Below are 26,505 nucleotides of genomic sequence, written 5' to 3' on the forward strand. Positions count from 1 at the left end.
TCGTCAGCGCAGGCGGGGGTTGAGCGCATCGCGTAGCCAGTCGCCGAGAAGGTTGATGCTCAGGGCGATCAGCACCAGCACCGCGCCCGGGAAGATCGTGATCCACCACTCGCCCGACATCAGGAAGTCGTTGCCCACGCGGATCAAGGTGCCGAGCGAGGGCGAGGTGACGGGCATGCCCACGCCCAGGAAGGAAAGCGTCGCCTCGATCAAGATGGCAGTGGCCACCTGGATCGTGGCCAGCACGGTCACCGGCCCGAGCACGTTGGGCAGCACGTGCCGGCGCATCAGCCGCAGCGGCGGCACGCCGATCACGCGGGCCGCCTGCACGTATTCCTTGTTCCGCTCGACGAGCGTGGAGCCCCGCACCGTGCGCGCGTATTGCACCCAGCCGGTCAGCGAGATGGCGACGATGAGCACGGCGAAGGCGAGACTGTCGTGTGCGGCCGGAAAGATCGCGCGCCCGACACCGTCGACCAGCAAGGCCACCAGAATGGCAGGGAAAGACAGCATCACGTCGCACACCCGCATGATGAGCGCATCGGTCTTGCCGCCGGCATAGCCTGCGATCAGCCCGAGCGCCACGCCAATCAGCATGGACACGATCACCGAGGCCACACCCACCATCAGCGAGATGCGGGTGCCGTACATCAAGGCTGAGAGGATGTCGCGGCCCTGGGCGTCGGTGCCCAGGAGATAGCGCACCTTTCCTTCGGCGAGCCATGCCGGTGGCAGCAAGGCATCGGCCAGCTCCAGCGTGGCCAGGTCCATCGGGTTGTGCGGCGCCACCCAGCCGGCAAACACCGCGCAGAAGACACACACCAGCGCGACGCCCGCCGACACGATCGCCGACGGCGAACGCTTGAAGCTGTGCCAGACGTCGCTGTCGAAGAAGCGCCCCGTGACCACGGCGCTCACGTGGCCTGCTCGCTCATGTGGGCGTCCTGGGTCATCTGGCCTTCTCGCTCAGGGTCACCCACTTGTACGGCATGAAGTTGTCAGCCAGCTGCACGAGGGTCACGCTCTTCTTCATCGCCCAGGCCAGCGACTGCTGGTGCAGGGGCAGGTGGCCGATGTCGGCGGCGTGCGCATCGAACGCCTCCTTGATCATCGCGTTGCGTTTGGCCTGATCGGTTTCGCTCTGGATCCTGAGCGTGAGTTCGTCGACCTTCGCGTTGCTGTAGGCGCCGAGGTTGAACTGGCCCTGGCCCTTCTCGGTCGGCGTGGCCATCAGCGCCGAGAGCGCGTTGTGCGCGTCGTAGGTGCTCGGCGTCCACCCCAGCAGGTAGAAGCTCGTGTCGCGGCGAAGGATCTTCGGGAAGTAGGTGACCTTGGTCTCAGTCTGCAGGTTCACCTTCACGCCAACGCGCGCCAGGTTGGCCGCCACCGCCTGGCAGATGTCGGCATCGTTGACGTAGCGGTCGTTGGGGCAGTTGAGCGCGACTTCGAAGCCGCTCGGGTAGCCGGCTTCGGCCAGCAGCTTCCTCGACGCCTCGGGGTCATAGGGCAGGCGCTTGTTCTGGTCAGATGAGAAGCCACGGATGCCCGGCCCCACCATCAGCCCCATCGGCAAGGCCGCGCCGCGCATCACCCGGCTCTTGATCGTCTCGATGTCGATGGCCTGGTAGAAGGCCTGGCGGACGCGCTTGTCTTTGAACGGGTTCTTGCCCTTGACGTTGGAAAAGAGCAGCTCGTCGCGCTTCTGGTCCATGCCGAGGAAGATGGTGCGCAGCTCGGGGCCTTGCATCACCTTGAGGGTGGGCGAGGCCTTGATGCGCTCGACGTCCTGCAGCGGCACCGGCTCGATCACGTCGACTTCGCCCGACAGCAGAGCCGCCACGCGCGTGGCGGCGTTGCCGATCGGGGTGAAGATCACCTCGGTCACGTTGCCTTCGACCTTGTCCCAGTAGGCGCCGTGGCGCACCAGCACCGTTCGCGAACCGGGCTGGCGCTCCTTCAACCTGTAAGGCCCCGTGCCATTGGCCTTGAAGCTCGCGGCGTTCTCGATGCCTTTTCGTCGGTCGACCGGAGCGAGCGCCTTGTTCTCCTCGCACCACTTCCGGCTCATCACATACACCTGCGTGAGCACATCCGGCAGGATCGGAAACGGCGTGAGCGTCTCCACTTCCACCGTGTGATCGTCGAGCTTGCGCACCTCCTTGAAGGTGTTGGTGTAGCCCTGCATGTCGGAGCCCGCACCGGCCGCCCGGTTGAAGGAGAAAACGACGTCGTCCGCGGTGAACGGCGTGCCGTCGTGGAATTTCACGCCGCGCCGCAGCTCGAAGCGCCAGACGTTCGGCCTGGGCTGCGACCACCTCGTTGCCAGCCCGGGGGTGAGGCCCAGCTGCTTGTCGCGCGCGACCAGCGGCTCGTACACGTTGCCGGTGAACGTGAGCTGCAGCGACTCGTTGAGCGAGTGCGGATCCATCGACATCGCATCGCCCTGGTTGGCCACGCGCAAAGTCACGGCCTGTGCGGCGCCGGCCGCCAGCGCCAGGCCCAGTGCCATCGAGACGAGGTGACAGGTCTTCATCGTGCGTCCTCCGAGGCCAGCTACGCAGCGCGCCCGGTGGCTGGGCTTTCGATGCGCAGCCGCGGGTCCACCGCGAAGTAGAGCAAGTCCACCACCAGGTTGATGCAGACGAAGACCAGTGCGATCAGGCACAGGTACGCCGCCATCACCGGCACATCTGCAAACGCGACCGCCTGGATGAAGAGCAAGCCCATCCCAGGCCATTGGAACACCTGCTCGGTGATGATGGAAAAGGCAATCAGCGAGCCCAGCTGCAAACCCGTGATCGTGATGACGGGCACGAGCGTGTTCTTCAGGGCGTGGCCGAAGTACACCACTCTGTCGGGCAGGCCACGCGCACGCGCGAAGCGGATGAAATCCGTGCGCAGCACTTCCAACATCTCGGCACGCACGAGCCGCATGATTAGCGTGAGCTGGAACATCGCCAGCGTGATCGCCGGCAACACAAGATGCTTCCACCCATCGAGCGTGGCCAAGCCGGTCGTCCAAGGGCCCAGCGACACCACCTCTCCGCGGCCGAAACTCGGGAGCCACTGGAGTTGCACCGCGAAGACAAGGATCAGCACGATGCCGATCAGGAAGGTGGGCAAGGACACGCCGAGCAAGGAGACCGTCATCAGCATCTGAGACACCACCGAGCCGCGTTTCAGCGCCGCGTAGACGCCCATCGGCACACCCACCAGCAGGGCCATCAGCGCGGCCACGACGGCGAGCTCGAGCGTCGCCGGGAAACGTTCGATCAAGAGACGCGACACCTTCTGCCCCTGGCGCAGGCTCAGCCCGAATTCACCCTGCACCGCGTTGCCGACGAAATGTGCGAACTGGACGGGAAACGGCTGGTTCAGCCCCAGATCTGCACGAAGCTGCTCGCGCTGGGCCGGCGTGGCGTCTTGCCCGAGCAGGTGAGTGACTGGGTCGCCCACGTACTGGAACAGCATGAAGGCCATGAAGGCCACCGTCAGCATGACGGCGATGGCTTGGGCCAGTCGGCGGAGGATGAAGACGAGCATCTCGGGGTTTGTACAGCGGGACGGCGAGCTGTGTACGCAGGCAATAAAAAGGCCACCCGAAGGTGGCCTTGAGAATCAATCCCGCGTCAAGGACGCAGGAACTTGAATCAGAAGTCGTGACGCACACCCAGCGCGAAAGCGCTGTTGTTGGTCTGACCGGTCTCCTTGAACTGAGCGTAGTCGGCATAGACCTTCGTACGCTTGCTCAGGAAGTAGTCATAACCAATGCCGATCTTCTTCAGCTTCACGTCAGCAGGGACGCCAGCCAGCGGAGCGGCATCGGTGTTGCGCATCGTGTAGTGCGCCTTGATCAGGCCGGGGCCAGCCGGAGCCGTCAGGCCGATCGACAGGGCATCGGTATCGACGAGGCTATTGGTACGCGTTTCGCTGGTCGCATACGAAATCATCGGACGGATGAAGCCGAAGTTGTAGGCAAAGCCGGCGACGATCAGCGAGTTGCCATCAACGGCACCCGTCGTGGCAGAGAACGTCGGGGTGCCGCCATCGACCTTCTCGTAGGCCAAACCAGCGTAGATTGGGCCAGAGGTGAATTCAACGTTGACACCAGTGTCCCGACCAGCCGTGCCACCCTCGCCGAGGCCGACGGCCACGTTGGCGGTAAAGCCGCCCCAATTCGGGGTTTTGTAGCCGACGGTGTTGGTCGTGCGAGCACCCAGCCCCACAGCCGACGGCGTGCTGAAGTTCGCAAAGGTCAAAGCGCCGACCTGCGCAATACCACCGTAACCGAACGGGTCGGTCTTCAAGCTGACCCAGAATGCCGGCGAGTACCAACGGCCCATGTACACGCTGCCGACCATGCTGCTGGTCAGCTGGACATACGAACCACCCATCCAGAATGGCGTGCCGTTCTGAGCACCCGTATCGGGAGAAAAGCGATGCTCAATGAGGAACTGAGCCGACAGGCCACCGCCCAGATCTTCATTGCCGCGGAAACCCAGACGCGAGCCAGGGCCACCGTCGCGCACTTGCCATGCCTTGCTGGTGGGGCCTGTGCCCCAATTAGCCAATGCACCGCCGGCAGTACCACCATTACCCTTGGCGACGCTTTCGTCGATGATGCCGTAAATCGTCACCGACGACTGTGCGTATGCGCCAGCGGCGTATGCGCCCAGCAGTGCGAGAGCGAGAAGAGATTTTTTCATTGCGACTATCTCCTAGGTTGAACACAAGTGGTCCCGGTCTCCCCCTTGGGTGCACCGGGCCGAACTCCTCAGCGGAAGTTGGCGTATTCCACCAGAGGGCCCATTCGCTGCAAAGCGTGACAACCGCAAATCAGGCGCAAATGTTGTCCGCGCACAACGAGAAAAATGAGCCTGCGAACACCATGGAATCACCCATGAATCCACGTCAAAAAAGCGCTCGAAATGCGGCTCTTCGCCTAGGGTAATCTCGGGGGCATGACGCGTACACAGACCGCACGCCCTCGCTCTCCGATCGACGACTGGATCAACGCAGCCGACAACGCATTGCGAACGCTCTCAGGCGCTCACACGGCAGCAAGGCCCACACCAGCCCCCAAGGAAAACCCTCAGGCCTTGAGCTCAGATGAAGCGAAGCTGTCGGCGTCACTGATGCGGGTGAATCACGTGGGAGAGATTTGCGCACAGGCCCTCTACAACGCCCAACTGGTGGCCACCCGCAACCCAGGGCTGCGCGAGAGTTTTCGCCAGGCCGCGCGCGAAGAAACCGATCACCTCGCGTGGACCCAACAGCGCCTGCGTGAACTCCACGCCCGCCCGAGCGTGTTCAACCCCTTGTGGTACGCAGGCGCCTTCGGCATCGGACTCATCGCCGGACGCATCGGCGACGCCACCAGCCTCGGCTTCGTGGTCGAAACAGAAGCCCAGGTCGAGCAGCACCTCGCGTCTCACCTCGACCGTCTGCCCCCAGCAGACACCGCCTCGCGTGCGATCGTCGAACAAATGAAGGTCGACGAGGCCCAGCACGGCGCCCAGGCCCAGCAAGCCGGTGCGACGCAGCTTCCCGCCTCCGTCCGGTGGGCAATGCGCGCGGCCGCCAAGGTCATGACGACCACCGCGCATTACCTCTGATCGCCTCTGATCGGCGGCTCAGGCCTCGACGATCTCGTAGCTGGTGGTGATGTCGGCCGTCTTGGCCAACATGGCACTCGCCGAACAGTACTTCTCGTGTGACATCTGGATGGCGCGCTGCACCGCTTGGTCGGACAGGGCCTTCCCCGAGATCACGAAATGCATGTTGATGCGCGTGAACACCTTGGGGTCGGTCTGGGCGCGCTCGGAGGTCAGCTTGGCCTGGCAGCCGCGCACGTCGTGACGGCCGCGCTTGAGGATCAGCACGACGTCATAGGCGGCGCATGCGCCCGTTCCCGCCAGCACCGTCTCCATCGGCCGCGGCGCCAGGTTACGACCGCCACCCTCGGGCGCGCCGTCCATCGTCAGCACATGGCCACTGCCGGTTTCGGCCATGAAGGTCATGCCACCGGAGGACACCCAATTGATCGTGCATTCCATGCTGAATCCTGCTGCTCTCAAACGTCGAAGCCGCAGATTGTGCGGCGCCTTGCTTCACCCGTTTGGGTGGACAAAATTTATTGCGGCGCAACATGCGCACGAGTACACTCTTGTCCATCGATGTGAACGCTGTACCGCAAGGCGCACATCACCGTTTGTCTCCTCCACCTCCTCCATTGGTGGATTCAGCCCAAGGCAGCAATGCCTTGGGCTTTTTTCTGGGTCACGGGTGCCCTCAGCCCCTGCCTTATGATCCGGCGCCCTTTTGTTCCCGCCGCATCTCCAGGAGCAGCCATGACCGGCCCCCTTCGCACAACGCCCAAACGCCGAGGCAAGGCGCCCAGGGACGACATCGGTCTGGCCGGCTACCTGCAGAAGATCCTGACCGCGCGCGTCTACGACGTCGCCATCGAATCCGCGCTCGAGCCGGCGAAGAATCTTTCGCGCCGCCTGGGCAACCAGGTGTGGCTGAAGCGGGAAGACACGCAACCCGTCTTCAGCTTCAAGCTTCGGGGGGCCTACAACAAGATGTCGGGCCTGAGTGCAGCCCAGCTCAAGCGGGGCGTGATCTGCGCATCGGCCGGCAACCACGCACAAGGGGTGGCACTCGGCGCCCATCGCCTGGGCTGCAAGGCCTTGATCGTGATGCCGGTGACCACACCCAAGCTCAAGATCGACGCGGTACGCGCGCTCGGCGGCGAGGTGGTTCTGCACGGTGAGAGCTACTCCGACGCCTACCTGCACGCCCTCGAACTCGAGCGCAAGCAACAGCTGACCTTCGTCCACCCCTTCGACGACCCCGACGTGATCGCCGGCCAGGGCACGATCGCGATGGAAATCCTGCGGCAGCTCCAGTCACCGATCGACGCCGTCTTCGTCGCCATCGGGGGCGGCGGCCTCGTGTCCGGCGTGGCGGCGTACATCAAGTCGGTGCGCCCCGAGATCAAGGTGATCGGCGTGCAGACCACCGACTCCGACGCCATGGTGCGCTCGGTCAAGGCTGGTAAGCGCGTGCAGCTGGCCGAGGTCGGTCTTTTCTCTGACGGCACGGCCGTCAAGCTCGTAGGCGAGGAGACCTTCCGCCTCACCCGGGCCCTGGTCGACGACTTCGTGATCGTCGACACCGACGCCGTCTGCGCCGCCATCAAGGACGTTTTCCAGGACACGCGCAGCATCCTCGAGCCGGCGGGCGCCCTGGGTGTCGCCGCCATCAAGCAGTACACCGAGACGCACAAGCTGAAAGGCAAGACGCTCGTCGCCATCACCTGCGGCGCCAACATGAACTTCGACCGCCTGCGCTTCGTGGCCGAGCGTGCCGAGGTGGGCGAGGAGCGCGAAGCCGTGTTCGCGGTCACGATCCCCGAGGAGCGGGGCAGCTTCAAGCGCTTTTGCGAACTGATCGGCCCGCGCAGCGTCACCGAGTTCAACTACCGCATCTCCGACGACCAACAGGCCCACGTGTTCGTCGGCCTGGCCACGAGCAACCGAGGTGAGTCAGAGAAGCTGACCCGCAATTTCACGAAGCACGGCTTCGCCACCGTCGACCTCACGCACGACGAGCTGGCCAAGCAGCACCTGCGCCACATGGTGGGCGGGCGAAGTGAACTCGCGCGCGACGAGCGCCTCTACCGCTTCGTCTTCCCCGAGCGGCCCGGTGCCTTGATGCAATTCCTCTCGAGCATGCACCCCAGCTGGAACATCAGCCTTTTCCACTACCGCAACCAGGGCGCGGACTACGGCCGCATCCTGGTCGGCATCCAGGTGCCGCGCGGCGACAAAAAGGCGTTCAAGGATTTCCTGGAAGGGCTGAGCTACCCGTGGGTCGACGAGACCGACAACCCGGCCTACCGCCTCTTCTTGCGGTAGCGCCAGGCTGAAGCCTCACAATCGCGGCACAACCCCTCTGGCCGCACTGACTTTCCAGCAGACCTTGCCATGCCCGTCAGCCGATCGCTCATCGCTCCCACCGCCAACCCGCTGCTCGAGCGGGCGCTGCGCGACAAGCTGAAGCGGCGCAGCGACACCGTCGGCCAGCTCGGCGAACTCGAGCCGCTGGCGATTCGCCTGGGCCTGATCCAGAACTCCCTCAAGCCCCGCTTCCGGGCGCCGCAAATCGCGCTGTTTGCCTCCGACCACGGGCTGGCGGTCGACGGGATTGGAGCGCCCAACCAGACCTCCACGGCGAAGCTGGTGCAGGGCCTGTTGAGTTCGCAGTTGCCGGTGGCGGTGTTCGCTCGCATCCAGGGCATGGACCTCAACGTCGTGGACTGCGGTGTCGCCGAGACGGTGGCCCCGCACCCACGCTTGATGTCACGCAAGATCGCCCACGGCACCCGCAACTGCCGGGTCAACATGGCGATGACGCTCGACCAGGCGCATGCGGCGATCCGCGCCGGCATGGAGATCGCCGACGCGATGACGGGCAACCTGATCGCGTGCGCCGGCATCGGCGTGGGCTCGCACGAAAGCGCCGCGCTGGTGCTGTCGGCGCTCGCCAACGAACCGATCCACAACCTCGTCACCACGCCGATCATGGTGCCGGAAGACGAGGCCCGGCTGATGATGGTCCTTCAGGCCGCCCAGGTACGACACCGCGACCTGAGCGACCCGGTCGAAGTGCTGGCCGCGTATGGCGGTTTCGAGATCGCGATGATGGTCGGCGTGATGCTCGTGGCCTCGAGCAAACGGCGACTGATCATGGTCGACGGCATGCCGGCCTGCGCCGCGCTGATGGTGGCGGCGCGCATCGCGCCCACGGTCACCGAATACTGCGTCTTCTCGCGCAGCCATGGCCATCCGGGCCTCACGGTGGCCCTCGGCCTGTTCAAATCCCTGGCCTTGCTGGAGCTGGGCATGGAAAGCACCGACGGCACCGGCGCCACGCTGTCGTTCCCGCTGTTGCTGAGCTCGGCCGCGCTGCTGACCGAAGTGGCGGAAGGCGAAGACGCGGGACCGTCTCAGCCCGCGGACATGCCGAATTCGGTGCCCGGCAAACTCTGACGCAACGCTCGCCCACGCGAGCCGGGATTCATCGAGCGTTGTTGGGCACGCCGCGCAGCGGTGCAGGCCGCGGCGTCGCGGGCGGTGGCACCTGCGCGCCCGGCGCGGGAATACCCGGCACCGAGATGGGTGGCCCAAGGGGCGCTGCGCCAGGCGAGTCCATCACAGCGCGGGGCAAGGTGCCGGTGGCCGGCGGCGGCAAGGCCGGCAGCTCCAAGACGAACGACGTGGGGCCTTTGTCCACCCCGATCGATGCGGTGCGCAGGCTCACGTTCTGCAACACCAGCTGATCTTCGATGCGAGCACCGGCGCTGAAGGCCCGCGCCGGCTTGCCATCGATCGAGATCAGCGCCACACCGGGCGTCATGCCTTCGGCCGCGGGTTTTGCCGCCATCACCCCGAGCAGGCGGAAACGTGTGCTGGCGGCCGGCGCCACTGCAACTTGTGCAACGGGTTCGGCACCAAAGAGACGTGAGAGGTCGCCGCGCGCACTGGTACTTTCACCAACCACGGCCGCGTTCAGCGGCACCGGGTCGGCGCGCACCACGAGGCGCATGCCCCAGAAAACAAGGGCTGCAGCCACCAAAGCCCAGATCACGAAAGCTGACAATCGCGCCATCATCGGACGATTATGATTCAACGCCCCGTTTGCAAGCCATCCGTGCAAGACATGAACTCTTCCGCTTCGTCATCCACGCCACGCCGCGCACGCGGCTTCACCCTCATCGAACTGATGGTGGTGCTCGTGATCATCGGCGTGCTGGCAGCGCTCATCGCCCCCAACGTGCTCGACCGCGCTGACGATGCGCGCGTGACGGCCGCGCGCACCGACGTCGGCAACATCATGCAGGCGCTCAAGCTCTACAAGCTCGACAACCAGCGCTACCCCACCGGCGAACAAGGCCTGCAGGCTCTGGTCACCAAGCCCACCACCGGAGCCGTGCCTCCCAACTGGCGGCCTTACCTCCCCAAGCTCCAGAACGATCCCTGGGGTCGTCCGTACCAGTACGCCAACCCCGGCGTGAAAGGCGAGATCGATGTCTATAGCTTTGGTGCCGACGGCCAAGTCGGCGGCGAAGGCAAGGACGCCGAGATCGGCTCCTGGCAGTAAAGCCGGCATCAGGGGAGCCCGCGGCTTCACCCTGATCGAACTGATGGTGGTGATCTCGCTGATCGCCATCGCCGCCGGCCTCATCAGCCTCTCGCTTCGAGACCCGGCCAGCACCCAGCTCGAGAACGAGGCCGCGCGTCTTGTGGCCTTGCTGGAATCGGCACGCGCCGAATCGCGCGCCTCCGGCATCCCGGTGCGCTGGGAGCCGCGCCACGAAGCGCAGAACGAAGGTTTCGAGTTCAAGGGGCTCACCAACCCCGGTGAATTCCCCGCGAACTGGATGGGCGACGGCGTCTCCGCCGAGATCGTCGGTGCCACGGCGATCACGCTGGGCCCGGAGCCTTTCATTCCGCCGCAACGCATCGTGCTCAGACTGGAAAACCAGCGCCTCGCGCTGGCCACCGATGGCCTCGGCCCGTTCGCCGTGGTCGACAACGACAGCGCCAACACCCCACCATGATGCGTCGTCACAACACCGGGTTCACCCTGATCGAGGTGATGGTCGCCCTGGCGATCGTCGCGGTGACGCTCGGCGCGGGCATCAAGGCGGCAGGCGCGCTGGCCGACAACTCGCAGCACATCGTCGAAGTGACCGCGGCGCAGTGGTGTGCCGAGAACCAGCTCACCGAGCTTCGCCTGAGCTCCTTCTTCACCGTTCCCACCGAGTTCGAGTTCCAGTGCGAACAACTGGGCGCGTCCTACAAGGGCAAGCTGGTGTCGAAGCGCACGCCCAATCCCAACTTCCTCCGCGCCGACGCGCAGATCTTCACCGAAGACGGCAAACCGATCCTCACGCTGTCCACCGTGCTCGGCCGGTCGCTCAGGTCATGAAGCAACAACCGCGCCCACGGCAAGCCGGCTTCACGCTGGTGGAAGTGCTCGTCGCGATGTTCATCATGGCCATCCTGGCCGTGATGGCGTGGCAAGGCGTCGACAGCATCGTCAACGCGCGCAACGCGAGCCAGGACCGCATGGAAAAGCTGCTCAAGCTCAACACCGTGCTTGCGCAATTCCAGCAAGACCTCGAAGCCATGCAGGACAGCGGTGCCCTGCCGCAACCCATGCCCTCCTTCGACGGCATCTCGCTGCGCCTCACCCGCCGCGCCGAGACCGGCCTGCAGCTGGTGGTGTGGTCGCTGCGCGGCGGCACGTGGTTGCGATGGGCGGGCAACCCCGTCACCACCACGCAGGCGCTGCAGGATCAATGGATGACCAGCCAGCAGTTCATCGGCAACGAGTCGGGGCAGCTGCGCACGGTCACCGGCCTCTCGGAGTGGCAGGCCTACTGCTTCCGCGACAACGCCTGGAGCAACTGCCAATCGAGCGCCGGCAACAACACCGTCGGCGGCGCCACTCCGCCCGCCGGCGCGGCATCGGCGCCTGTGCAGACCGACCCGCTCAAAGCCCTGCGCGTGGTGCTGAGCTTCGCCGAAGGCAGTGGCTTCGCCGGCAGCATCACGCGCGACATCGCGCTCGGCCCGCAATGAAACACGCCCCCCGTCGCCACCAACGCGGTGCCGCCCTGCTGCTGGCCATGATCATCGTGACCCTCGTGGCCACGCTGGCGGTGTCGATGGTCTGGCAGCAGTGGCGTGCGGTGCAGGTCGAGACGGCCGAGCGCTCGCGGGCGCAATCAGCGTGGATCCTCTCCGGCGCGCTCGACTGGGCAGGGCTCATCCTGAAAGAAGATGCCCGCCCCTCGGCCGGCCAGGTCGACCACCTCGGCGAGCCCTGGGCGGTGCCGCTCGCGGAAGCGCGGCTCTCGACCTTCCTCGCCTCCGACAAGGACAACAACGCCGACGACGGCCCCGAGGCATTTCTCTCCGGCTCCATCACCGATGCCCAGGCGCGCTTCAACCTGCGCAACCTCATCGACGCCAAGTTCGAAGTCTCGGCAGAAGACCTCAACGCGCTGCGCCGCCTGTGCGAGAACGTCAACATCGCGGTCAGCGTGGCCGACACGCTCGCGACCGGCATGAAGGCCGCCTATGTGCCGCCCGGCGCCGCCACAGCGGTGGCCAACCCACCGCTGCAACCCAAGCGCATCTCGCAACTCACCTGGCTCGGTGTCGATGCGCAAGCACTGCAACGCCTCGAGCCCTACGTCGTGCTGCTGCCGACCGAAACGCCGATCAACGTCAACACGGCCTCGCGGGAAGTCATCGCGTCGGTCATCCCCGGCCTCAACGTCGGCGACGCCGAGCGCCTGATCCAGTACCGCCAGCGCACGCCCTTCAAGAAGCAGCAGGACCTGCTGGCGCAGTTGCCCGGCGTGGCGGCCGACAAGATCGGCAGGGTCTCCATCGCCACCAACTACTTCGAAGTACGCGGCCGCTTGCGCCTGAACGACCGTGTGCTGGAGCAGCGCTCGCTCATCGAACGAAACGCGCGGACCATCACGGTGCTCAGCACCGAACGCATCAACTCGACCGACCGCGAGCGCTGAATGCCAGTTGCAGGAATCACTACAACAAAGCGCCGCAAGCTGTTGATTCGGGTAGGTTTGTACGGTCGTGCAGTTTTAATTCCGTTACTCTCGCACCCTGTATGAGCACGCTCGTCGTCCAGATCCCACCGCGCCCGCGCCTGCAGGCCCGTGAAGCCGCGCCCGCTCCCGAGGGTGGCCTCAGCACCGAGTACGACTATGTGCTGACGCCCGACGGCCTCGCCACGTCGGCCCAGGGCCGCGCCCCCGTGGCCCTGGTGCCCAAGGCGGCCAGCGCCGTCGCCGTGCTGGCCGATGCCGACGTGAGCTGGCACCGCATCACCCTGCCCAAGGCCCCCGCGGCTCGCTTGCAGGCCGCGCTGGTCGGCGTGCTCGAAGACGCCTTGCTCGAAGAAGCTGCCACCGTGCACATCGCCGTGGCGCCGGGCGCCAGCGCCGGCGAGCCCACCTGGGTGGCGGTCGTCGACCGCGCCTGGCTGACCGCCGAGCTGGCCACGCTGGAAAAGGCCAACATCTTCATCGACCGCGTCGTGCCGATGTCGTGGCCCGACGAGCCGCCCTCCGGTCACTTCGCCGAGCTGGGCGACCCGTCCCAAGGTGCCACGCTGACCTGGGCCCACCCCGAGGGCGTGGCCCAGATGAACCTGCAGGGCACGCTCGCCCGCTCGCTGCTGCCCAACCCGCTGCCCGAAGGCGCCCGCTGGAGCGCGACGCCGGCCACCGCCGCCGCCGCCGAACGCTGGCTCGGCGTGCCCATGACGGTGATGGACTGGCCCCAGCGCGCCCTCCAGGCCTCGCGCTCGCTGTGGAACCTGCGCCAGTTCACCCTCGCCCGCAAGAACCGCGGCACGCGTGCCCTGCGCGACCTGTGGCGCCAGTTCCTCACGCCAGCCTGGAAGCCGGCCCGCTACGGTCTTGCCACGCTCGTCGTGGTGCAGCTCATCGGCCTCAACCTCTGGGCCGGCCACCAGAGCCGCACCATGAAGGCCAAGCGCGATGCGATGGTCACGCTGCTGAAGCAGGCCCACCCGCACGTCTCGGGCGTGCTCGATGCTCCGGTGCAAATGCGCCGCGAGACCGACACGCTGCGCGCCGCCGCGGGCATTCCCGGCGAAACCGACCTCGAGCCCATGTTGCAAGCTGCCGCCAATGCCTGGCCGGGCGACCGCCCGCCCGTTGACAACCTGCGCTTCGAACCGGGCCGCCTCACGCTGTCGGCCGCGGGCTGGAACCCCGACCAGATCGAGCAGTTCCGCAACCAGCTGCGCCCGCGCGGCTGGCAAGTCGATGCCCGCGACGGCACCCTCACCTTGAGCCGTGCCCCCGCCGGCCTTGCCGCAGGAAAGCCGCTGTGACCCGCCCCGCCGCCAAACTTCCCGCCCCGATCCAGGCCTTGCGCACCGAGGCGCTGCAGCGCTGGGCTGCCATGCCGCCGCGCGAGCGCATGGGCCTCACGCTCGCCGGCATCGCCATCGGCATCGCCATCGTCTGGATGATCGGCGTCGCGCCCGCGCTGCGCACCCTGCGCGAAGCGCCCGCGCAGATCGACTCGCTCGACCTGCAACTGCAGGCCATGCAGCGCATGGCCACCGAAGCGCGCGACCTGCGCGGCGCCGCCCCGGTGCCTGCCACGCAGGCCGCACAGGCCTTGAAGTCGGCGACCGACCGGCTGGGCGACAAAGGCAAGCTCGCGGTGATGGGTGACCGCGCCACCCTCACACTCAGCGGGGTGACCGGCGAAGCCCTGCGCGCCTGGTTGACCGAAGCCCGCAGCGGCGCACGGGCCCGCCCCGTGGAAGCGCAGCTGACGCGCGGCCCGCAAGGCTATGCCGGCACGCTCGTGGTGAGCCTGGGAGGGGGCAACTGATGGCCGTCGTTCGCAAACCCGCCCGCCGCGGCTTGCGCCGCCGCTTCGCGTCGAGCGCCGTGCCCACGCAGTGGCAAGAGTCGTCATACGCCGAGATCGCCTGGGAAAAGTCGCGCAGCGCGGCCACCCGCTGGGCGGTGTTCGGCGCCTTGCTGGGCGTGCTCTTCGGGCTCGTGCTCTTCGCGCCCGCTGCGTGGCTCGCCAGCGCCGTGGCCAGTGCCACCGGCCAGCGGGTGTTGCTCTCCGACGCCCGCGGCACCGTGTGGTCGGGCAGTGCCATCGCCGTGCTCACCGGCGGCCCCGGCAGCCGCGACGCCAGCTCGCTGCCCGGCCGCCTGGAATGGACGCTGCGGCTCAAGGGCCTCGGCTTCGAGCTGCGCGCGCGGCACGCCTGTTGCCTCAACGACACCGTGAGCGTGCTCCTCAAACCGGGCCTCGGCCGCATGTCGGTCGAGCTGGCCCCCAAACCCGACTGGATCGGCCAGTGGCCGGGCGCCTTCCTCGGCGGCCTGGGCACGCCGTGGAACACGCTGCAGCTCGGCGGCTCGCTGCGCCTCATGTCTTCGGGCCTCAAGATGGAGCTGGTGCAGGGCCGCTGGATCGTCGACGGCTCGGCCGAGATCGACATGCTGCAGGCCTCGTCGCGCGTGTCCACGCTCGAGCCGCTCGGCAGCTACCGCTTCAGCCTGATCGGCGCAGCCGGCGGCTCGTCGCAACTGCGCCTGTCCACGCTCGAAGGTGCGTTGCAACTCAATGGAGAAGGCACCGCCGGCCCCAACGGCGTGCGCTTCCGCGGCGAAGCGCGCGCCGCCACCGAAGCCGATGAATCCGCGCTGAACAACCTGCTCAACATCATCGGCCGGCGCAACGGCGCCGTGTCAGTCATTTCGATCGGATAAGCATGAAAAATGCACCCCTCCACAAGTCGCTGCGACCGCTCGCCGCAGCACTTGCCGCCGTGCTGCTCGGCACGACGATCCTGCCGCCGCTGGCCTACGCGCAAGCGCGCGAATCGCGCTTCAAGGGCGAACCCGTCACGCTGAACTTCGTGAACGCCGAGATCGAAGGTGTGTCGCGTGCGATGGGGGCGATCCTCAAGCAGCAGTTCGTCGTCGACCCGCGCGTGAAGGGCACGATCACGCTCTACAGCGAAGAGCCACTGTCGCCGCGCGAGGCTTACCTCAACTACCTCGCCGCACTGCGTGGCCTGGGCTTCACGGTGGTCGAGTCGGGCGGTCTCTTCAAGGTGGTGCCGGAAGCCGACGCGAAGCTGCAGTCGAGCACCGTCTCGGTGGGCGGCGTGGCGCGCCAGGGCGACCAGGTGCTCACGCAGATCTTCAAGCTGAGCCACGAGAACGCCAACAACCTGGTGCCGGTGCTGCGCCCGCTGATCAGCCCCAACAACACCATCAACGCCAACCCCGGCAACAACACGCTCGTCATCACCGACTACGCCGACAACCTGGCGCGCATCGCGAAGATCATCGCGGCGATGGACACACCGAGCGCCGGTGACGTCGAGATCATCACGCTCAAGCATGCAGTGGCGGCCGACGTGGCCACGCTGGTGCAGCGCCTGAGCGACGGCGGCTCCACCGCGGGCGCGCCGGGCGTGCCCAGCATGGGCGCCGCCACCTCGTCGGTGATGGTCGACCCACGCAGCAATGCGCTGATCGTGCGCGCCTCCACGCCAGCGCGCATGGCCAGCATCAAGGCCATCGTCGAGAAGCTCGACCGGCCGACCACGGGCGACAACCCGATGGGCAACATCTACGTCGTCTACCTGAGGAACGCCGACGCGACCCGACTGGCCACCGTGCTGCGCGCGGCGTACAGCGCCGGCAGCACCTCCACCAGCGGCGGAGGCGGCCTCGGCGGCGGTGGTGCTGCAGCGCAGCCCCAGGCCCCGGCCAACGTGGGGATCGGCGGGCAGGCGGCGGGCGGCAACACCGGCGGCCAAAGTGCCGCCGCGGCCAGCCCCATCACCCCTGCAGCGGCGGTCTCGACCGGCGGCATGATCCAGGCCGACCCGGCCACCAACTCGCTCATCATCACCGCGCCCGAGCCGGTGTACCGCCAGCTGCGCGCCGTGATCGACCAGCTCGACTCGCGCCGCGCGCAGGTCTACATCGAAAGCATGATCGTCGAGGTGGTCGGCAACAACGCCGCCGACTTCGGCTTCCAGTGGCAGGGCCTCTCTGGCAAGGAAGGCGACAAGGTCGGTGTGGTCGGCGGCACGAACTTCGGCACCACCGGCAACCTGCTCGGCATCACCGCCGCACTGGCCGGTGGCTCCGTCACCAGTGCCAGCGCCTCGCTGTTGGGCGAAGGCCTCAACATCGGCATCATCAAGGACTTCGCCGGCACCTATGGCCTCGCCGCCATCGCACGCTTCCTGCAGAGCCAGACCAACACCAACATCGTCTCCACGCCGAACCTGATCACGCTCGACAACGAAGAAGCGAAGATCATCGTCGGCAGCAACGTGCCCTTCATCACCGGCCAGTTCACCAACACCGGCACCGCCACGACCAACCCGTTCCAGACGGTCGAGCGCAAGGACGTCGGCATCACGCTGCGCATCAAGCCGCAGATCGGCGAGACGGGCACCGTGCGCATGACGATCTACCAGGAGTCGTCGAGCCTCAGCCGCGATGTGGCGCCCGGCACCACCAACGCCGGCCCGACCACCAACAAGCGCTCGATCGAGTCGAACGTGGTCGTCGACGACGGCCAGATCATCGTGCTCGGCGGCCTGATCGAAGACCGCTTCGAGGAAACGAAGAACAAGGTGCCGCTGCTGGGCGACATCCCCTTGATCGGCGCCCTCTTCCGCAGCGAGACGCGCGAGAAGCGCCGCACCAACCTGATGGTGTTCCTGCGCCCGGTGGTGATGCGCGACGGCCCGTCCGTCAACAACTTCTCCCTCGACCGCTACGACCTGATCCGCGCCACGCAGAAAGACGCACAACCCGGCTACAGCATCGTGCTGCCCAACGGCGCGCCGGTGGTGCCGCCGCTGCGCTCGCCGCAGGACAGCGAAGCGTCGCGACGCCTGCGCGAGTCGGCACCCGCCACGCCACCGCCCGCGTCGACGCCGCCCCAACCGGTGCCGCCGCCGCTCGTCTCGCCGCCTGCAGGGGCCTCCGCTCCGTCGGCCACGCCGCGCACGAACTGATCGGCCGAGACACACATGGGCGCCCGCCATCCCCTCCCCTATGCCTACGCCAAGGCCCACAACCTGCTGCTTGAAGACGACGGCGAGCAGCTGGTGCTGTGGGCGCCCGAGACCGTCTCACTGCCAGCGCTGAGTGAAGTGCTGCGGCTGTACTCCATCGACAAGCTGGAGCGCGAATCGGCCAGCACGCTGGGCAACCGCATCGCCGCCGCCTATGCGGGAGGCGAGTCGAGCGCGGCCACGGTGATCGGCGAAGTCGAGAGCAAGGTCGACCTCTCGCGGATGATGCAGGACCTGCCCGCGGTTGAAGACCTGCTCGAAGCCGCGAACGACGCGCCCATCATCCGCATGCTCAACGCGCTGCTCACGCAGGCCGCAAAAGACGGCGCGAGCGACATCCACATCGAGCCCTATGAGCGCAGCAGCTCGGTGCGCTTCCGCGTCGACGGCACACTGCGCGAAGTGGTGCAACCCAACAAGGCGCTGCACGCCGCGCTGATCTCGCGCCTGAAGATCATGGCCGAGCTCGACATCTCCGAGAAGCGCCTGCCGCAAGACGGCCGCATCTCGCTGCGCATCGGCGGCCGTGCGGTCGACGTGCGGGTGTCCACGCTGCCCTCGTCGCATGGCGAGCGTGCGGTGCTGCGTCTGCTCGACAAGGGCGAGACCAAGTTCACCCTCGAAGGCCTGGGCATGGGCGGCGACACGCTCGAGCGCTTCAACAAGCTCGTGCAGCAGCCGCACGGCATCGTGCTCGTGACCGGCCCCACCGGCTCGGGCAAGACCACCACCCTTTATGCCTCGCTCGGCCGCATCGACACCAGCACCACCAACGTGCTGACGGTGGAAGACCCGGTCGAATACGAACTCGCCGGCATCGGCCAGACGCAGGTCAACGCCAAGATCGATCTCACCTTCGCGAAAGCCCTGCGCGCCCTGCTGCGCCAGGACCCGGACGTGATCATGATTGGCGAAATCCGCGACTTCGAGACCGCGCAGATCGCGGTGCAGGCTTCGCTCACTGGCCACCTGGTGCTGGCCACGCTGCACACGAACGACGCGCCCAGCGCCGTCACGCGACTCACCGACATGGGCATCGAGCCCTTCCTGTTGTCGTCGTCGCTGCTGGGCGTGCTGGCCCAGCGCCTCGTGCGCAAGCTGTGCCCGCATTGCAAGAAGCAAGACGCACGCGGCCGCTGGCACCCCGTGGGCTGCAACGAATGCGGCCAGAGTGGCTACAAGGGCCGGACCGGCGTCTATGAACTCATGGTCGCCGACGAGAAGGTGCGCGCGCTCATCCACGGCCGTGCGGCCGAATCGCAGATCTTCGTGGCGGCCGAAGCCGCCGGCATGCGCTCGATGCGTGAAGACGGCGAGCGGCTGGTGATGGAAGGCATCACCTCGCCGGAAGAAGTGATGCGGGTCACACGGGAATAAGCAGGAGTAAGGCTCGGTGCCCGCCTACAAGTTCGAAGCGCTCAACGCCGCCGGCAAGACGACGACCGGCCTGGTCGAGGCCGACAACCTCAAGGCCGCACGCTCGCAGCTGCGGGCGCAGGCACTGGTGCCGCTCGACGTCACGCAGGTGGCCTCGGCCGGCACCCAGACGAAAGGCCTCAACCTCTCGCGCAAGGTGTTCAGCTCGACCAGCCTCGCGGTCTGGACCCGCCAGCTCGCCGGCCTCGTCGGCGCCGGACTGCCGCTGGAGCGCGCCCTCACCGCCCTGAGCGACGAAGCCGAAGACCCGAAGCAGCGTGAGCTCGTGGCCCACCTGCGCAGCGAGGTCAACGGTGGCTCGCCCTTTGCGCGCGCGCTCGGCAGCATGCCGCGCGAGTTCGATGACGTGTACCGCGGCGTGGTCGCGGCCGGTGAGCAAAGTGGCGCGCTCGGCACCGTGCTCGAAAAACTGGCCGATGACCTGGAAGGGCGCCAGCAGCTCAAGGCCAAGCTGATCGGCGCCACGCTGTACCCCGCCATCGTGTCGCTGATCGCCGTCGTGATCGTGATCTTTCTCGTCACCTATGTGGTGCCGCAGGTGGCCTCGGTGTTCACCAACTCGAAGCGCGCCCTGCCCGCGCTGACGGTGGCGATGCTCGCCATCAGCGCCTTCGTGCGCAACTACGGCTGGTTCATGCTGCTGGCGCTGATCGGCGGCGGCATCGGCCTGAAGCTGATGCTGCGCAACGAGGTGTTCCGCGAGCAGTTCGACGCGTCGATGCTCACCGTGCCGCTCATCGGCAAGCTGGCGCGCGGCTACAACGCGGCGCGCTTCTCCGGCACGTTGGCCATGCTGGCCGGTGCCGGCGTTCCCATCCTGAAAGCCCTGCAGGCGGCGGCCGAAACACTCTCCAACCGTGCGATGCGCGCCGACGCGATGGATGCACTGGTGCAGGTGCGTGAAGGCGCGCCGCTCGCCTCTGCGCTCGCCGGCAAGAAGCGCTTCCCCGGGATCATCGCGATGTTCGCCCGCCTGGGCGAACAGACCGGCCAGCTGCCGCGCATGCTGGAACGCGCCGCCACGCAGACGAGCACCGAGGTGCAACGCCGCGCGCTGGCGATGGCCACGATCCTCGAGCCCTTGCTCATCGTCGTGATGGGGGCGGTGGTGATGCTGATCGTGCTCGCAGTGCTGATGCCGATCATTCAGCTCAACACCTGGGTCAAGTAGAGCCTCCAGTCGCTTCGCTGCCGCCTTGCAGGCCGCGCTGGGCCAGCGGCCCAGCTCCTCGCCAGGCGCCGACAGTCCACTGGACTGTCGACGTCCCGGCTCGGCCCCCGAGGGGCGCCGCCCTGAGGACCGGCGGATCCGGATCCTTGGGCGTGGCTCGATCTCGCCTGGCTTCGCCGGTGATCGTTGGCACGGTGTTTGCGAAGAACTGCGCAGGAATTCGGGTTGTTATTGATGGCTAGACGACAGCGTCGTTTGCTTCAATAAAACCGACGGTTTGCGTTTTCTGGAGGTTGTATGAGCGCATCCAAGGACCTGGTCACCGTGTCGGCTCGGGGCGGCAGCATCCCGATCGCCCGCATGCGCAGCCTTTACCGGGTCGACGAAGTCGGTCGCAAGCTCGACAAGCTGCCCGAGAAGGAGCACGAGCACCTGCGCTCTACCTACGAGCGCATGCTGGAGAAGGGGCCTGAGCGCTTTCAGGTCAAACCGTCGGGCCTGCCGGCGATGGACCACCTCTACGACGACCTGCCCAATTTTTCGGACGTGCTCGACGATGTGAAGCGGCAGATCGCGCTGTGCGAAGACAGCCGCGATGCGCTCGAGATCACGCCGCTGCTGCTGCTCGGCCCACCGGGCGTCGGCAAGACGCATTTCGCGCGCGAACTCTCCAAGCTGCTCGGCACTGGCATGGGCTTCATCTCGATGAGCTCCCTCACGGCGGGCTGGGTGCTGTCGGGCGCGTCGAGCCAGTGGAAAGGCGCGCGGCCCGGCAAGGTGTTCGAGACGCTTGTCGACGGCCAGTACGCCAACCCCGTGCTCGTGGTCGACGAGATCGACAAGGCCGGTGGCGAACACGCCTACGACCCGCTCGGCGCGCTCTACAGCCTGCTCGAGCACGACACGGCGGGAAGCTTTACCGACGAATTTGCCGAGGTGCCCATCGATGCGAGCCAGGTCATCTGGGTGGCCACCGCCAACGACGGCCGCAGCATCCCCGAACCCATCCTCAACCGGATGAACGTCTACGAGGTGCAGGCCCCGGATCGCGATGCCGCACGCCACATCGCCACCAAGCTCTACCGCAGCATCCGCGCCGACCACGATTGGGGCAGCCGCTTCGCCCCCGAGCCGGCGAGCGACGTGCTCGACCGCATGAGCGAGATGGCCCCGCGCGAGATGCGCCGCGCCTGGATGACCGCCTTCGGCAACGCCAAACTCGCGCGTCGCGACCGTGTCGACGTGGCCGACCTGCCCGACGCCGGCTTCAAGAAATCCAGCATCGGATTCGTGCAGTAACCCCCTGCTCCAGGGGGCCGCATTCCATCCCTCTTCCAGGGGGCTGTAACGCTTTGTGTGCCGCATGCCGCGACGAAGCCGGCGCTGCAAAATTCCCGCTCGAAATCGGCACAGGGAAGACACAAGAATGCGAGACCGACTCAGCGACGCCGTGCAAGGCGCCGTGGGGAGCGTGCTCAGTGGGCTCGATGGCGCACTGAGCTCACTGCTCGCCAGCTGGACGAGCGCGCAGCGCCTCTACAACGTGGAAGGCGAAGGCCAGCTGAGCGATCTGATGGTCGAGCGCTTCAGCCTGGTCGATGCGATCAGCGAGCCCTTCCAGCTGCAGCTGCACACCCTGTGCGTGCACAACCGCATCCGCCTGCAAGGCCTGCTGGGCCAGCGCATCACGCTGCTGGCCACCCTGGCCGACGGCACCCGCCACCGCCGCAGCGGCCTCGTCTTCGAAGCGCGTGACGGCGGCGCCGATGGCGGCCTCGTGCGTCACCAGTTGCTCATCCAACCCTGGATCGCCCTGCTCGGCCACACCCGCACGAGCCGCGTGTGGCAAGACAAGACCCTCGTCCAGATCCTCGACGACGTGCTCGGCGCCGAGGCCTACCAGGCCCATGCCGCGTGGCGCTGGGGCGAGACCGGTGCCGACGGCGAGACCGAAGACCTCGCCGCCTTCCTCGCCCGCGGCCCCAACGGCGGTGTGCGTTCCTATTGCGTGCAGTACCGCGAGAGCGACTTGAGCTTCCTGCAACGCCTGCTCGCCGAAGAAGGCCTGGGCTGGCGAGTCGAAGAAGCCGACGACGCACCCAGCGGCCACCGTGTCGTCTTCTTCGCCGACAGCGCGCGCTGGCCCGAGAACGCCACCTCCAAGAGCGCAGTGGGTGGCTCAGGCCCTTCGACGGGGCTCAGGACAGGCATCCGCTTCCACCGTTCATCCGCGGCCGAAGAACAAGACGCCATCCAGAGCTTCGGCGGCTGGCGCCAGCTGAGCCCTGCGGCCAGCGCCGTGCTCCAGTGGGACTACCAGGCCAAGCGCGCCATCGCCGCCGAAGCGCCCACCGCCTACGACTACACCAGCGAGTCGATGCGCGACATGGCCGCCTGGCTGCAGCACTACGACCCGAGCGGCGCCACCGCCGATGTGGGGACGTGCAGCAGCGCCGAGCTGCAACACCGCGCCACCTGCCGCCAGCAGGCCTTCGAGGCGCGCCACAAGACCTGGCTCGGCCGCAGCACCGTGCGCAGCCTGCGCGCCGGCGAGCACTTCGCGCTGACCCAGAGCACGCTCGACGCGCTCTCCGAGCTGCAAGGCGAGGCCGACCGCGAGTTCTGCGTGCACAGCGTGCACGGCCTCGGGGTCAACAACCTGCCCAAGGAGCTGGGCAAGCGCCTGATGCGCAAGCCCGCGGCCGACCCGTTCGCCGAGCTCGACGACACGCCTTCCGACGCACTGCTCGACACCCTGGCGCACGACCCGCTGCTGAGTGAGCAGGCCGCCGAGCTCGGCTACGCCAACCGCTTCGAAGCGCTGCGCCGGCTGATCCCCTGGCGCCCGCTGCCGCCTACGGCGCCCACTGCCCTCGGGGCGCAGACCGCCATCGTGGTCGGCCCGGACGGCAGCACCAGCCCCAACGGGGCGGATGAGCTCTACACCGATGCGCTCGGCCGCATCCGGGTGCAGTTCCACTGGCAGGCCGCCCCGGGCGCCGATGGCCGGGCCGACAACCGCAGCAGCTGCTGGGTGCGCGTCGCCCAACGTTGGGCCGGGGCCGGCATGGGCTGGCAACACATCCCGCGCATCGGGCAGGAGGTGCTGCTCGACTTCATCGAGGGCGACATCGAGCGGCCCATCGTGCTGGGCAGCCTGTACAACGGCCGGGGTGAAGCGGGCCTGCCCCCGACCCCAGGTGGCGCTGCCGCCGAGGCGGATACGAGCGCCTACAAGAGCAGCCACAACCACTCCCCGAGTGCTCAGGGCAACCTCGTCGCAGGCGGCGCAGGAGGCCACAGTCCGGCCTGGCACGGCGGTGCCCCCGGCACGGCCACGAAGAACGCTGCGGCCCAGAACAACGCCGCAGCGCTCAGCGGCGTCAAGAGCAAGGAGTTCGGCGGCGAGGGCTTCAACCAGCTGGTGTTCGACGACACGCCGGGGCAACTGCGGGTGCAACTGGCCACCACGCAGCATGCGACGCAGCTCAACCTGGGGCACCTGATCCACCAGGCCGACAACCACCGGGGCCACTACCGCGGGCTCGGCTTCGAGTTGCGCACCGATGCGTATGGCGCCGTGCGGGCCAGCAATGGGCTCTTGATCACGAGCTTCGCCACCCGCGAGGCCGACCCGGCCGGGGACAACGCCGCGGGCATGGCCTTGCTCAAGCAGGCGGCGACGCTGGCCGACAGCTTCAGCCAGGCGGCGAAGACGCACCAGGCCACGGCGCTGGCAAGCGCCATCGGCACGCTCAAGGCCAATCAGAGCAGCCTCTCCGACACGCTGGCACCGATGAAGGCGCTGCACCAGGCGGCCAGTGGGATGGTGAGCAACGCCTCGCTCGATGCGGCGATCACCGACGCGGGCCAGAAGCGCACGCAGGCGAGCAACGGCAAGCTGCCACACAGCACCGACCCGATCGTCGCCATCACGGCGAAGGCGGGCCTGGCGACGGTGGCTGGGCAAGACATCCAGATCGCCAGCGGCGAGGCCATCAGCTGGCAGGCGGGGCAGGACGTGCAGCTGGCAGGCGGTGAGCAACTGCGCCTGCACACGGGGCAGAGCATCGGCATCCTCGCCGGTGCGGTTCAGGCGGGCCAGGGCGCCAAGGGCACGGGGCTCACGATGATCGCGGGCCAGGGGCCGGTGCAGATGCAGGCACAGGCCGATCAGGCAGAAGTGGCGGCGAAGAAGCTCGTCAACGTGCAGAGCGCCAATGCGCACATCGATTGGGCGGCGGCGAAGAAGATCACGCTGACCACCTCGGGGGGCGCGCAGATCGTCATCGGCTCGGAGGGCGTCACGGTGCAGTGCCCGGGGAAGATCACGGTCAAGGCGGCGACGAAGTCGTTCGTTGGTGGCGGAAGTGACAGCTATCCACTGCCGACACTGCCTGGTAGCTTGTGTATTTCGTGCCTTCTGGCAGCAGCGAAGTACGGTTCCCCGTTTGCGTTGAAATGACCACGTCATGTCGCCAGCCGCCACGACGCTTGCCGCAGCACTCGATTCGATGTCAGAGGGAGCAGTCGCCTATGCTCTCATTGACCCCGCTTTGTGCGCAGAAACACTCGACCACCGAGACACCCAAGGTGTGCGGCACCCGCTTGAAGTCCAGGGGGTGAGCACCCCCGACGAAGCGGCAAGTGTCGCGATTCCGTTTCTGGTGGCGTTGAGCGATGAGGCGAGCAAGTTGCGGAGCCAGCTGGCCACATTCGAGCGCTGGGCGCTTGAATTTCATGCCGTAAGTTGGCTAGCCTCAAGCATTCCCGTTGATGCATTGGCCGCTGCTCTCGGTCGGCGACTTGATGTAGTCCTGGGAGACGAGCTGCCCGCACTTCTACGTATCAGTGACACACGGATCTTGCCCGCCGTGCACGCCGTACTCACTGAAAGCGACCGCGAACGATTCTTTGCCCTCGCATCGCACTGGTGGTACTACAACCGCGAAGGAGCATTGCGGGTCATCACCACCGCGGCAAATGACGAGGAGGCGTGGCCAACACCCTGGCAGATTGCGCCTCAGCAAGAGTCAGCGTTGCTGCTCGCAGCAGAGCCCGATACCGTTCTGGCTTTGCTGCGTGAGCAGGCACCAGTCGAGCTGAGCGCCGTACATCGAGACAAGAGGCATGGCTTTGTGGTGGAACAGATGGAACTTGCCCGCCAATGGGGCATTGAGAGCACTCAGCAACAAATGCTTTTTTGCGCCATCGCGCTCAATCTTGGCGCTGAATTCAGCCAACAGCCCACATGGGAGACAGCACTGGCCAAAGTGAAATCCGGCGCCCTCACCTTGACCCAGGCATTGGCACTGGTCGAACAAGGTGCGCCATGAGGCGCCAAGAAATTCCAAAGGCTCCAACAAATGAATGAAGATGTCGCTCGCTTATCACGGCAAAAGATTTGGGCTGCGTTGGCGCTTTCGCTGATGCTGCTCGGCGGATGCGACGCCGCTCAGCCCGATGCACCCAAGCAAGGTGAGCGTCAAAGCCACGCTCTCACGATTTACGGCTACAACTACACCAATCGGTACATTGACCAGTTCTACGTCGATGGGCAAGGCGGAGGGAACCTCGACGTGAGCACGCCAACCTCAGGCGGCGGCGGCCGCGTTTGTTGCATCAGCTGGCGCGACGGGACACCGCTACCGCAAAAAGTCAAAGTGCGGTGGATGAATGCCGCCTGCAAACGGTGGGTGACGAACTCAAGCGGTGAGAGTCGACAAGTACCCGTCCCGCAATTTGTAGAAACGGAAGCTGCCCTGCAAGGGCCAGTACCGGCAAACCCTCGGTACTTTGAAGTCCACATTTATCCAGATGAGCATATCGAAGTAGCCATTACTGCAATGCCATCCGAGCCACGCCTCAAGCTCAGTGAAGCACGGGAAGTTCGAGGTTACCCAGAGTGCAAGGAGGGAGTGAAATGAGCGAGGAGAAAGCCAAGCTGCAAGGTAAGGGGCAGTCAGCTTTTGTATTCAACTCGTCGCCAGCGTGCACAGGCGAAGGCAGCATTGTTGACCCTGTGCCTCGTGCCTCGAGCAGGCCAACGCTCGGCAAAAGGATAGCGGGTATGGACGCCGCCACCGCGAATCGCCTGCCAGCCTACTCCTGCAAACAGTGTCTGAAAATCAGCCTGTTCTTTGACGGCACTGGAAATAATCTCAAGGCCGATCTGCACA

Annotated in this window: 24 protein-coding genes; 18 read left to right on the forward strand and 6 right to left on the reverse strand. The window is 66.6% G+C overall.

Annotation, left to right across the window (positions count from 1 at the left end):
* Nucleotides 1-3: 3 nt before the first annotated feature.
* The 4 genes from KF892_11640 to KF892_11655 all read right to left on the reverse strand — a co-directional run bounded on the left by KF892_11640 (nt 4) and on the right by KF892_11655 (nt 4,706).
* Nucleotides 4-909, reverse strand: a complete 906-nt coding sequence (locus KF892_11640; GenBank protein MBX3625659.1) for an ABC transporter permease — start codon at nt 907-909, stop codon at nt 4-6.
* A gap of 40 nt (nt 910-949) precedes the next feature.
* Nucleotides 950-2,533, reverse strand: coding sequence for an ABC transporter substrate-binding protein (locus KF892_11645; protein MBX3625660.1), 1,584 nt, complete (start codon nt 2,531-2,533; stop codon nt 950-952).
* Between the two features lie 20 nt (nt 2,534-2,553).
* Nucleotides 2,554-3,543 carry an ABC transporter permease gene (locus tag KF892_11650; protein MBX3625661.1) on the reverse strand — a complete coding sequence of 330 codons (990 nt, stop codon included), beginning with the start codon at nt 3,541-3,543 and terminating at the stop codon, nt 2,554-2,556.
* 107 nt (nt 3,544-3,650) lie between these two features.
* Entirely contained in the window at nt 3,651-4,706 is a 1,056-nt protein-coding gene (locus tag KF892_11655) for a porin (GenBank protein MBX3625662.1), read from the reverse strand.
* A 255-nt stretch (nt 4,707-4,961) separates the two neighbouring features.
* On the opposite strand from KF892_11655, the gene coq7 reads away from it, so the two are divergent.
* Entirely contained in the window at nt 4,962-5,615 is a 654-nt protein-coding gene (gene coq7, locus KF892_11660) for a 2-polyprenyl-3-methyl-6-methoxy-1,4-benzoquinone monooxygenase (GenBank protein ID MBX3625663.1), read from the forward strand.
* Nucleotides 5,616-5,633: 18 nt separating this feature from the next.
* Here the strand turns inward: coq7 and KF892_11665 are convergent, their stop codons facing one another.
* A complete protein-coding gene (locus KF892_11665; GenBank protein MBX3625664.1) occupies nt 5,634-6,056 on the reverse strand; it encodes an OsmC family protein in 423 nt (140 codons plus the stop codon).
* Nucleotides 6,057-6,350: 294 nt separating this feature from the next.
* Between KF892_11665 and ilvA the strand changes: the two genes are divergently transcribed.
* Together ilvA and KF892_11675 are read left to right on the forward strand one after the other, a co-directional pair.
* Nucleotides 6,351-7,922, forward strand: coding sequence for a threonine ammonia-lyase, biosynthetic (gene ilvA / locus KF892_11670; protein MBX3625665.1), 1,572 nt, complete (start codon nt 6,351-6,353; stop codon nt 7,920-7,922).
* A gap of 69 nt (nt 7,923-7,991) precedes the next feature.
* On the forward strand, nt 7,992-9,056 hold the full coding sequence (locus KF892_11675; GenBank protein ID MBX3625666.1) for a nicotinate-nucleotide--dimethylbenzimidazole phosphoribosyltransferase: 1,065 nt from the start codon (nt 7,992-7,994) through the stop codon (nt 9,054-9,056).
* A 28-nt stretch (nt 9,057-9,084) separates the two neighbouring features.
* On the opposite strand, the gene KF892_11680 is transcribed toward KF892_11675, so the two are convergent.
* A complete protein-coding gene (locus KF892_11680; protein ID MBX3625667.1) occupies nt 9,085-9,723 on the reverse strand; it encodes a hypothetical protein in 639 nt (212 codons plus the stop codon).
* 3 nt (nt 9,724-9,726) lie between these two features.
* Between KF892_11680 and gspG the strand changes: the two genes are divergently transcribed.
* From gspG to KF892_11755, 15 genes are all read left to right on the forward strand, one after another.
* The gene (gspG, locus tag KF892_11685) at nt 9,727-10,167 is read left to right on the forward strand and encodes a type II secretion system major pseudopilin GspG (GenBank protein MBX3625668.1); all 441 of its coding nucleotides are present in this window, start codon (nt 9,727-9,729) and stop codon (nt 10,165-10,167) included.
* Nucleotides 10,094-10,627, forward strand: coding sequence for a prepilin-type N-terminal cleavage/methylation domain-containing protein (locus tag KF892_11690; GenBank protein MBX3625669.1), 534 nt, complete (start codon nt 10,094-10,096; stop codon nt 10,625-10,627). Before gspG ends, KF892_11690 begins: the two co-directional genes overlap by 74 nt.
* Nucleotides 10,627-10,998 carry a type II secretion system minor pseudopilin GspI gene (gene gspI, locus KF892_11695; GenBank protein ID MBX3625670.1) on the forward strand — a complete coding sequence of 124 codons (372 nt, stop codon included), beginning with the start codon at nt 10,627-10,629 and terminating at the stop codon, nt 10,996-10,998. Before KF892_11690 ends, gspI begins: the two co-directional genes overlap by 1 nt.
* Nucleotides 10,995-11,654: a prepilin-type N-terminal cleavage/methylation domain-containing protein gene (locus KF892_11700; GenBank protein MBX3625671.1), complete on the forward strand. Its 660-nt coding sequence runs from the start codon at nt 10,995-10,997 to the stop codon at nt 11,652-11,654. Before gspI ends, KF892_11700 begins: the two co-directional genes overlap by 4 nt.
* A complete protein-coding gene (gene gspK, locus KF892_11705; protein ID MBX3625672.1) occupies nt 11,651-12,613 on the forward strand; it encodes a type II secretion system minor pseudopilin GspK in 963 nt (320 codons plus the stop codon). The genes KF892_11700 and gspK overlap by 4 nt, the downstream gene beginning before the upstream one ends.
* Before the next feature lie 101 nt (nt 12,614-12,714).
* The gene (locus KF892_11710; protein ID MBX3625673.1) at nt 12,715-13,968 is read left to right on the forward strand and encodes a general secretion pathway protein GspL; all 1,254 of its coding nucleotides are present in this window, start codon (nt 12,715-12,717) and stop codon (nt 13,966-13,968) included.
* A gap of 71 nt (nt 13,969-14,039) precedes the next feature.
* A complete protein-coding gene (locus tag KF892_11715; protein ID MBX3625674.1) occupies nt 14,040-14,480 on the forward strand; it encodes a type II secretion system protein M in 441 nt (146 codons plus the stop codon).
* A complete protein-coding gene (gene gspN / locus KF892_11720; GenBank protein MBX3625675.1) occupies nt 14,480-15,379 on the forward strand; it encodes a type II secretion system protein N in 900 nt (299 codons plus the stop codon). Before KF892_11715 ends, gspN begins: the two co-directional genes overlap by 1 nt.
* A gap of 2 nt (nt 15,380-15,381) precedes the next feature.
* Complete coding sequence (gene gspD / locus KF892_11725; GenBank protein MBX3625676.1) at nt 15,382-17,658, forward strand: type II secretion system secretin GspD; 2,277 nt, start codon at nt 15,382-15,384, stop codon at nt 17,656-17,658.
* Nucleotides 17,659-17,673: 15 nt separating this feature from the next.
* Nucleotides 17,674-19,095: a type II secretion system ATPase GspE gene (gene gspE / locus KF892_11730; protein ID MBX3625677.1), complete on the forward strand. Its 1,422-nt coding sequence runs from the start codon at nt 17,674-17,676 to the stop codon at nt 19,093-19,095.
* A gap of 16 nt (nt 19,096-19,111) precedes the next feature.
* Complete coding sequence (gene gspF / locus KF892_11735; GenBank protein MBX3625678.1) at nt 19,112-20,326, forward strand: type II secretion system inner membrane protein GspF; 1,215 nt, start codon at nt 19,112-19,114, stop codon at nt 20,324-20,326.
* A gap of 297 nt (nt 20,327-20,623) precedes the next feature.
* The gene (locus KF892_11740) at nt 20,624-21,625 is read left to right on the forward strand and encodes an AAA family ATPase (GenBank protein ID MBX3625679.1); all 1,002 of its coding nucleotides are present in this window, start codon (nt 20,624-20,626) and stop codon (nt 21,623-21,625) included.
* 127 nt (nt 21,626-21,752) lie between these two features.
* The gene (locus KF892_11745; GenBank protein ID MBX3625680.1) at nt 21,753-24,791 is read left to right on the forward strand and encodes a type VI secretion system tip protein VgrG; all 3,039 of its coding nucleotides are present in this window, start codon (nt 21,753-21,755) and stop codon (nt 24,789-24,791) included.
* Nucleotides 24,792-24,798: 7 nt separating this feature from the next.
* On the forward strand, nt 24,799-25,662 hold the full coding sequence (locus KF892_11750; protein MBX3625681.1) for a DUF4123 domain-containing protein: 864 nt from the start codon (nt 24,799-24,801) through the stop codon (nt 25,660-25,662).
* Between the two features lie 30 nt (nt 25,663-25,692).
* The gene (locus KF892_11755) at nt 25,693-26,253 is read left to right on the forward strand and encodes a DUF3304 domain-containing protein (protein ID MBX3625682.1); all 561 of its coding nucleotides are present in this window, start codon (nt 25,693-25,695) and stop codon (nt 26,251-26,253) included.
* Nucleotides 26,254-26,505 lie beyond the last annotated feature (252 nt).

Source organism: Rhizobacter sp., assembly GCA_019635355.1.
Classification (GTDB): domain Bacteria; phylum Pseudomonadota; class Gammaproteobacteria; order Burkholderiales; family Burkholderiaceae_C; genus Rhizobacter.

Bases quoted from the DNA above. Each gene is read 5' to 3' on its own strand.
- gspD (MBX3625676.1), top strand. From the start codon at position 15,382: ATGAAAAATGCACCCCTCCACAAGTCGCTGCGACCGCTCGCCGCAGCA.
- KF892_11745 (MBX3625680.1), top strand. From the start codon at position 21,753: ATGCGAGACCGACTCAGCGACGCCGTGCAAGGCGCCGTGGGGAGCGTG.
- gspN (MBX3625675.1), top strand. From the start codon at position 14,480: ATGGCCGTCGTTCGCAAACCCGCCCGCCGCGGCTTGCGCCGCCGCTTC.
- ilvA (MBX3625665.1), top strand. From the start codon at position 6,351: ATGACCGGCCCCCTTCGCACAACGCCCAAACGCCGAGGCAAGGCGCCC.
- gspK (MBX3625672.1), top strand. From the start codon at position 11,651: ATGAAACACGCCCCCCGTCGCCACCAACGCGGTGCCGCCCTGCTGCTG.
- KF892_11645 (MBX3625660.1), bottom strand. From the start codon at position 2,533: ATGAAGACCTGTCACCTCGTCTCGATGGCACTGGGCCTGGCGCTGGCG.
- KF892_11690 (MBX3625669.1), top strand. From the start codon at position 10,094: ATGTCTATAGCTTTGGTGCCGACGGCCAAGTCGGCGGCGAAGGCAAGG.
- KF892_11710 (MBX3625673.1), top strand. From the start codon at position 12,715: ATGAGCACGCTCGTCGTCCAGATCCCACCGCGCCCGCGCCTGCAGGCC.
- gspI (MBX3625670.1), top strand. From the start codon at position 10,627: ATGCGTCGTCACAACACCGGGTTCACCCTGATCGAGGTGATGGTCGCC.
- KF892_11755 (MBX3625682.1), top strand. From the start codon at position 25,693: ATGAATGAAGATGTCGCTCGCTTATCACGGCAAAAGATTTGGGCTGCG.
- KF892_11715 (MBX3625674.1), top strand. From the start codon at position 14,040: ATGCCGCCGCGCGAGCGCATGGGCCTCACGCTCGCCGGCATCGCCATC.
- KF892_11750 (MBX3625681.1), top strand. From the start codon at position 24,799: ATGTCGCCAGCCGCCACGACGCTTGCCGCAGCACTCGATTCGATGTCA.
- KF892_11700 (MBX3625671.1), top strand. From the start codon at position 10,995: ATGAAGCAACAACCGCGCCCACGGCAAGCCGGCTTCACGCTGGTGGAA.
- KF892_11655 (MBX3625662.1), bottom strand. From the start codon at position 4,706: ATGAAAAAATCTCTTCTCGCTCTCGCACTGCTGGGCGCATACGCCGCT.
- KF892_11675 (MBX3625666.1), top strand. From the start codon at position 7,992: ATGCCCGTCAGCCGATCGCTCATCGCTCCCACCGCCAACCCGCTGCTC.
- gspE (MBX3625677.1), top strand. From the start codon at position 17,674: ATGGGCGCCCGCCATCCCCTCCCCTATGCCTACGCCAAGGCCCACAAC.
- gspG (MBX3625668.1), top strand. From the start codon at position 9,727: ATGAACTCTTCCGCTTCGTCATCCACGCCACGCCGCGCACGCGGCTTC.
- KF892_11650 (MBX3625661.1), bottom strand. From the start codon at position 3,543: ATGCTCGTCTTCATCCTCCGCCGACTGGCCCAAGCCATCGCCGTCATG.
- KF892_11740 (MBX3625679.1), top strand. From the start codon at position 20,624: ATGAGCGCATCCAAGGACCTGGTCACCGTGTCGGCTCGGGGCGGCAGC.
- KF892_11665 (MBX3625664.1), bottom strand. From the start codon at position 6,056: ATGGAATGCACGATCAATTGGGTGTCCTCCGGTGGCATGACCTTCATG.
- coq7 (MBX3625663.1), top strand. From the start codon at position 4,962: ATGACGCGTACACAGACCGCACGCCCTCGCTCTCCGATCGACGACTGG.